The organism is Aquabacter sp. DMC10 (assembly GCF_056314145.1).
The window spans coordinates 739,208-745,342 of sequence record NZ_JBQUYX010000001.1 but is presented as its reverse complement, the minus strand read 5'-3'; the positions used below and the strand labels follow the sequence as shown (position 1 = coordinate 745,342).

At 69.4% G+C, this 6,135-nt stretch carries 5 protein-coding genes; 3 read left to right on the top strand and 2 right to left on the bottom strand.

Annotated features, from left to right (window positions below):
- From ACT54L_RS03385 to ACT54L_RS03375, 3 genes are all read left to right on the top strand, one after another.
- On the top strand, nt 1–1,004 hold a 1,004-nt coding region (locus ACT54L_RS03385), incomplete at its 5' end, for an MBG domain-containing protein (protein WP_476084121.1).
- Nucleotides 1,005–1,009: 5 nt separating this feature from the next.
- Nucleotides 1,010–2,800, top strand: coding sequence for a ShlB/FhaC/HecB family hemolysin secretion/activation protein (locus ACT54L_RS03380; RefSeq protein WP_476084120.1), 1,791 nt, complete (start codon nt 1,010–1,012; stop codon nt 2,798–2,800).
- 153 nt (nt 2,801–2,953) lie between these two features.
- Nucleotides 2,954–3,436 (top strand): hypothetical protein, encoded by a 483-nt coding sequence (locus tag ACT54L_RS03375; RefSeq protein ID WP_476084119.1) that lies wholly within the window; start codon nt 2,954–2,956, stop codon nt 3,434–3,436.
- A gap of 64 nt (nt 3,437–3,500) precedes the next feature.
- Here ACT54L_RS03375 and ACT54L_RS03370 read toward each other — a convergent pair whose 3' ends face one another.
- Nucleotides 3,501–4,883, bottom strand: coding sequence for an FAD-binding oxidoreductase (locus ACT54L_RS03370; protein WP_476084118.1), 1,383 nt, complete (start codon nt 4,881–4,883; stop codon nt 3,501–3,503).
- Between the two features lie 81 nt (nt 4,884–4,964).
- A complete protein-coding gene (locus ACT54L_RS03365; RefSeq protein WP_476084117.1) occupies nt 4,965–6,134 on the bottom strand; it encodes a M20 family metallopeptidase in 1,170 nt (389 codons plus the stop codon).
- Nucleotide 6,135 lies beyond the last annotated feature (1 nt).

The window sequence follows — 6,135 nt, the reverse complement described above, 5'->3', positions numbered from 1 at the left end:
GTGCGGCGTCCAATTACGCCATCACCTACGCCAACAATGCCTCGGGCCTGAATGTGACGCAGCGGGCGATCACGGTGACGGCGGACGGCCAGTCCCGCGCCTATGGCAGTGCCAACCCCACCTCCGGGGCCGTGAGCGTGGGTGGCGACGGGCTGGTGAATGGCGACACCATTTCCAGCGCGTCCACAAGCTCCACGGCGACCACCGCCTCCAACGTGGGCACCTATAATCTGCTGGCGTCCGACGCGGTGTTCTCCTCTGGCGCGGCGTCGAACTATGCCATCACCTATACGGACAATGCCTCGGGCCTGAATGTGACGCAGCGGGCCATCACGGTGACGGCGGACGGCCAGTCCCGCACCTATGGCAATGCCAACCCGACATCCGGGGCCGTGAGCGTGGGTGGCGACGGGCTGGTGAATGGCGACACCATCTCCAGCGCGTCCACCAGCTCCACGGCGACCACGGCGTCCAACGTGGGCACCTATAATCTGCTGGCGTCCGACGCAGTCTTCTCGTCCGGGGCGGCGTCCAATTACGCCATCACCTACGCCAACAATGCCTCGGGCCTGAATGTGACGCAGCGGGCGATCACGGTGACCGCCGACAATCAAGTGCGGCCCGTGGGGCAGTCCAATCCGCCGCTCACCTATCAGGTCGGCGGGGCCGGACTGGTGAATGGCGACACCCTTTCCGGCGCTCTGGAGACGCCGGCGACGACCGCCTCGCCACCCGGGACCTATCCCATCACCCAGGGCACGCTGGCGGCGAGCGCCAATTACAGCCTGACCTATGTGGAGGGCGTGCTTGCGGTCACCGGCGTGTCCCCCCTGGCCATCCTGGTCGCCTCCATCGCCGATGAGCCGACCTATGTGCAGACCGCGCCAGAGGATATTCCGTGGCTGATCTCCGACTTCAAGGCCGCGGAGCGGGCCCGACAGGTCAGCGCCCTCCCGCGCGGGACCCTCACCTACGGCCTCTGGCTGTCCATGAGCGGGAACTGAGACCCATGCGCCAGCTTCCGCTCTCCCCTCTCGCCGCCGCCCTCGCGGGCCTTGCCCTTACCGCGGCCAGCGGCCCGGCCTTCGCACAGCGCGCGGCCGTTCCCGTGGAGCGCAACCTGCCGCCGGTGGTTTCCGGCCAGGGGCGCCTTGTGATCGGCCCGCAGGACCTCGCCTTGAGCCGGGACGAGACGCCGCTCGGCGTCGCCCTGCGCGGCATCCGCCTCCTGGGGCCGAAGGACAGCCTCGCCACGCGCCCCCGCCCCGGCATCGTCATCGGCAACATCGGCGACCTGCCCCGCGCGGGCCTGGAACAGGCCATGCAGCCCTTCCTGGGGCGGCCCGTCACGCGCAAGCTGATCGGCGAGATCCAGGCGGCGGTCTCCAAGGTCTATCGGGCCGCCGGCTATCCCTTCGTGTCCGTGACCTTGCCGCCGCAGGAGATCACGGGGGGCGTGCTCACCCTCCAGGTGGTTGAGTTCCGCATCGGCGGCGTGAAGGTGCAGGGCGGCGATCCCGCCCTGGCCGGTCAGGTGCGCGCCGTGCCCGGCCAGCGCATTTCTGCCGAGGCGCTGGACGAGGACCTGACCTGGCTGAACCGCACGCCCTATCGCTCGGTCTCGGGGGTGTTTTCGCCCGGCGCCGATGTGGGCCTGTCCACCTTGACCCTGGATGTGACGCAGGAAAAACCCTGGCAGGTGTTTGGCGGGTGGTCCAACACCGGCACGCACGCCACCAGCCTTGACCGCTATTTCATCGGCTTCGGCGCCCTGCTTCCGGGCCTGAAGGACAGCTATGTGTCCTATCAGGCGACGGGGAGCTGGAACTTCTGGAGCAATCCGGGCAGTGTGGGCACCGGGCCGGAACAGCCGCTCTACTACAGCCAGGCCGGCCGCGTGGTGCTGGGTCTTGGCGACCGGCAGAGCCTGGAGATCGTGCCGAGCTATGTGGCCACGCGCCAGGCGGGGACCATCCCGGCCTTCTCCTACACTTACGAGACGCTGGAAGTGCCGGTCTATTACCGCACCGCCATTTCCAACCTCCTGCCGGGCACCTATCTGGGCGACCTGGTACTCGGTGCCACCGGCAAGAACGTCAATCGCAGCAGCTATTTCACCGGCGAGGGCATTGGCGGGGCACAGGCCGGCCTGTTCGAGCTGGTGGTGGGCTGGTCGATCTCCAAGCCGGACGAATATGGCCTCACCAGCCTCGACTTGAAGCTGTTTGCCAATCCCGGCGGCGTCGTGGGTGGAAACGATTCACAAAGCTGGATCGCCTATAGCGGCGGGCGGGTCACCGATGTGAATTATGTCTATGCCGCCGCCGACATCACCCGCGTGACCCGGCTGCCGGCGGGCTTCAGCTGGGTGTCCGCCTTCTCCGGCATCGCCGCCGGCCAGGCCCTGCCGGACACCGAGCAGATTTCGCTCGGCGGCATGTATGCCACCCGCGGCTACACGCTGGACGACGGCAATGCGGACACCGGCTTCTTCTGGCGCAATGAGCTGCGCACGCCCACCTTCCCGCTGCTGTCGAGCCTCGGCCTGCCCAATGTGACGGACGTGGTCTCGCCCTTCGCCTTCCTCGATGTGGGCTGGGGCCATTCCTACGGCTACCAGGGCGTGCTGGGGCCGGTGAGCAGCCAGAATGTGAGCATGGCGGGCATCGGCGTGGGCGTGGACTATTCCATGGCCCGCAACGTCACCGCCTCCTTCGTGGCGGGCGTTGCCTTGACCGATGCCGGCTATACCCAGGCCGGCGACGTGACGCTCCAGGGGCGCATCGCCGTCAGCTATTGAACCGGCGGACCGGGCGCGGGCGCTTGATCTGACGGGACGATGGTGCATCCTTCCCAAACGGAAAGGGTGCGTCATGGGTCGGATTTTCGAGGGATGGAACGGCGACCCAAGGGCGTGCGGCAAGGGCGTGCGCCGACCGAAGGTCCCGCCGGAATGACTGAGCCGGGCGGCGCGCCCGTCCTCGCGCTCTTCATCGCCCTCCTCGCGCTGGGCCTGGCCGCGATCCTGGCCGTGCTCATCCTGCATGTGCGGGCACGGCTGGCGGCGGCCGGCCGTGGTCACATTCTGGAGGAGGGGGACGGCGCGCGCGTGCCGCTGGTGGCGGCCTTTTCCGGCTGGAAGGGCGTGCCCTGGATGAGCTGGGCGTCCAGCACCCTGAAGCCCATATTGGTGCTGCATCCCGATCATGTGGAATGCCGGGTGATCCGCACGCGGAGAAAGCCCTATGGGGCTGTCTCCCGGGTGGACTACAGAACCACCATCGGCACCCACAATGTGGTGCTGGACTTCCGCGATTCCCTGTCCAGCTTCGCCGGCAATACGGCCAATCGGGACGTGGCCCGCGCCGCCGTCCGCCGCCTCAGCGAGAAGGGCTGCCCGCTCTCGGAGCGGGCCCGCCGGTTGCTGGAAGGCTAGATCGCTTTTTTAGCGCATTTCCTTCGCGCGAACCGGTGCCACGTCGCCCGGACATGCTCAAGGGTCAGGCCAGCACCTTGCCCGGATTGAGCCGGCCATCGGGATCGAGCGCCGCCTTGATGCGGCGCATGAGCGCCAGTTCCGCCGCCGGCTTGTAATGCGCCAATTCCCCGGCCCGGTACTGGCCGATGCCGTGCTCGGCGGAGATGGAGCCGTCGAAGCGGGCCACCGCGTCATGCACGGTGCGGTTCAGCGCCGCCTTGTCGGTGCCGGGCGGGATCAGCACGTTGAAATGAATGTTGCCGTCGCCCGCATGGCCGAACATGTTGGCCCGCGCGCCGGGATGGGCGGCGGCCACCGCCGCCTCCGCATCGGCGAGAAAAGCGGGAATGTCGGCGATGGGCACGGACACGTCGTGCTTCACGCTCGGGCCTTCCCGCTGCTCGGCCTCGGTGATGTGCTCGCGCAGCGCCCAGAGCTGGCGCGCCTGGGCCTCGGAGGAGGCGACCACGCCGTCGGTGGCGTCCCCCGCCTCCAGGGCCCCGGCGAGCACCTCCTCCACCTTGTCGGCGATGCCCTCAAGGCTGGAATCCGCCTGCATCAGCACCAGCCAGGGGGCGGGCGCCAAAGGCAGGTCCAGGCCGCAATTGCGCTTCAGGAGGTCGAAGGACAGCCCGCAAATGAGCTCGAAGGCGCTCACCTGGTCGCCGATCTCGTCCTGAACGCGGCCGAGCAAGGCCAGCGCCGCCTCGGGGCTCGGGACGGCGAGCAGGGCGGTCACCTTGTGCTGGGGGGCGGGCACGAGGCGCAGCACGGCGGCGGTGACGAGGCCAAGCGTGCCTTCCGAGCCGATGAAGAGCTGCTTCCAGTCATAGCCCGCATTGTCCTTGCGCAGGGGGCGCAGGGCATTCACCAGCGTGCCATCGGCCAGCACCACTTCCAGGCCGAGCACCAATTGGCGCGTCATACCATAGCGCAGCACATTGATGCCGCCGGCATTGGTGGAGATGACGCCGCCCACCTGGGCGGTGCCTTCGGCGGCAAGGCTCACGGGCAGCAGGCGGCCCGCCGCGCGCGCCGCTTCCTGGGCGGTCTGGAGGATGCAGCCGGCCTCCACTTCCATGAGCATGCCCACCCGGTCGACCTTGCGGATGGCATTGAGGCGGGAAAGGGAGAGGAGAATCTGGGGCGCGGGCCCCACCGGCACGGCCCCGCCGGCAAGCCCGGTGTTTCCGCCCTGGGGCACCACGGCGACGCCCGCCTCGGCGCAGGCGGCCACCACCGCCGCCACCTCCTGCGCGGTGCGCGGGCGCACCACCGCCAGCGCCTCGCCCCGGAACAGGCCGCGCCAGTCCACCAGATGGGGCGCCATGTCGTCGGGGGCGGTCACGAGGCCACGGGAGTCCAGAAGGGGCCCGAGGCGGGACAGGAAGGAAGACGCGTCCATGATGGGGTCGGCGGCCTGGATAGGGTTCGGGGCGCGCAATCTAGTGCAGGCGCCGTCCCCCTGGCAACGCGGGCGCCGCCCTCAGGTGGCCCGGCCGTGCCGGAGGATCGTGAGGGCCACCGCCTGGGCGCGGGGCACCAGGGTGTCGAGGTCGCAGAACTCGTCCAGCGAATGGGCCCCGCCCCCTACCGGCCCGGTGGCGCAGAGGGTCGGGGCGCCCACTGCGGCGGTGAAGCCGCTATCGGCCGAGCCGCCGGTGGCCTCGCCGCCCACCTTCATCCCCAGGTCCCGCGCGCAGGCCACATAAGCGTGGAACAGCGCCTCGCTGGCGGGCGACTGGGCGAAGGGCAGGAAATTGCGCTTGCGGGTGATGCGCGCGGCGGTGCCCGGCAGCTCTTCCCGATCCACGATGGCGAGAATCTGCCGCCACACCTCTTCCATGGCCTCGATGGTGGCAAAGCGCACATCCACCTCCGCCTTGGCGCAGGCCGGCACCATGTTGACGGATTCCCCGCCCTTGATGAGGCCGACGGACACGGTGGTCTCGGAACCCGGCCGGCTCAGCGCCTGGAGGCTCAGCACCTTGCGGGCGAGGGCCTCGATGGCGCTGGCGCCCTTGGCCGGCTCCACGCCCGCATGGGCGGCGCGGCCGGAGACTTCCAGGGTGAAGAAGATGGCCCCCTTGCGCGCGATCACCACATTGCCGTTGGGCCGGCCGGGCTCGGCGTTCAGCACCAGCGCCGCGCCCTCGGCGCAGGCCTGGATGACCGAGCGGGAGGAGGGGGAGGCGATTTCTTCGTCGCTGGAATAGAGCACCTTCAGCGGCATGGGCGCGCCGCCCAAAGCATGGAAGGCCTCGATGAGGAAGGTGTTCATGACGAGCCCGGCCTTCATGTCCGCCACCCCCGGCCCGAAGGCGCGATCGCCCTCCCGGCGGAAGGGGCGGGCGGCCACCGTGCCCTCGGGGAACACCGTGTCCATGTGGCCCAGCAGCAGCGCATGGGCGCCCACGGTGCGGCCGGGGATCTCGGCAATGAGATTGTCGCCCTGCTCGGCGACCGCCACCGTCTGCGTGGGCACGCCTGCGGCCGCAAGATGGGCGCGGAAGACGGCGCCCACGCGATCGACACCGGCCTTGTGGTAGCTGCCGCTGTCGATGTTCACCACCTCGACCAGCAAGGCTTCCATGGCGTCGCGGCGCGCCGCGAGCCACTGGAGAACCGCTCCTTCCTCGGGGGTCAGGTCTGGCATG

Coding starts and splice junctions, on each gene's coding strand:
- ACT54L_RS03365 (WP_476084117.1), bottom strand. CDS start 6,134: ATGCCAGACCTGACCCCCGAGGAAGGAGCGGTTCTCCAGTGGCTCGCG.
- ACT54L_RS03380 (WP_476084120.1), top strand. CDS start 1,010: ATGCGCCAGCTTCCGCTCTCCCCTCTCGCCGCCGCCCTCGCGGGCCTT.
- ACT54L_RS03375 (WP_476084119.1), top strand. CDS start 2,954: ATGACTGAGCCGGGCGGCGCGCCCGTCCTCGCGCTCTTCATCGCCCTC.
- ACT54L_RS03370 (WP_476084118.1), bottom strand. CDS start 4,883: ATGGACGCGTCTTCCTTCCTGTCCCGCCTCGGGCCCCTTCTGGACTCC.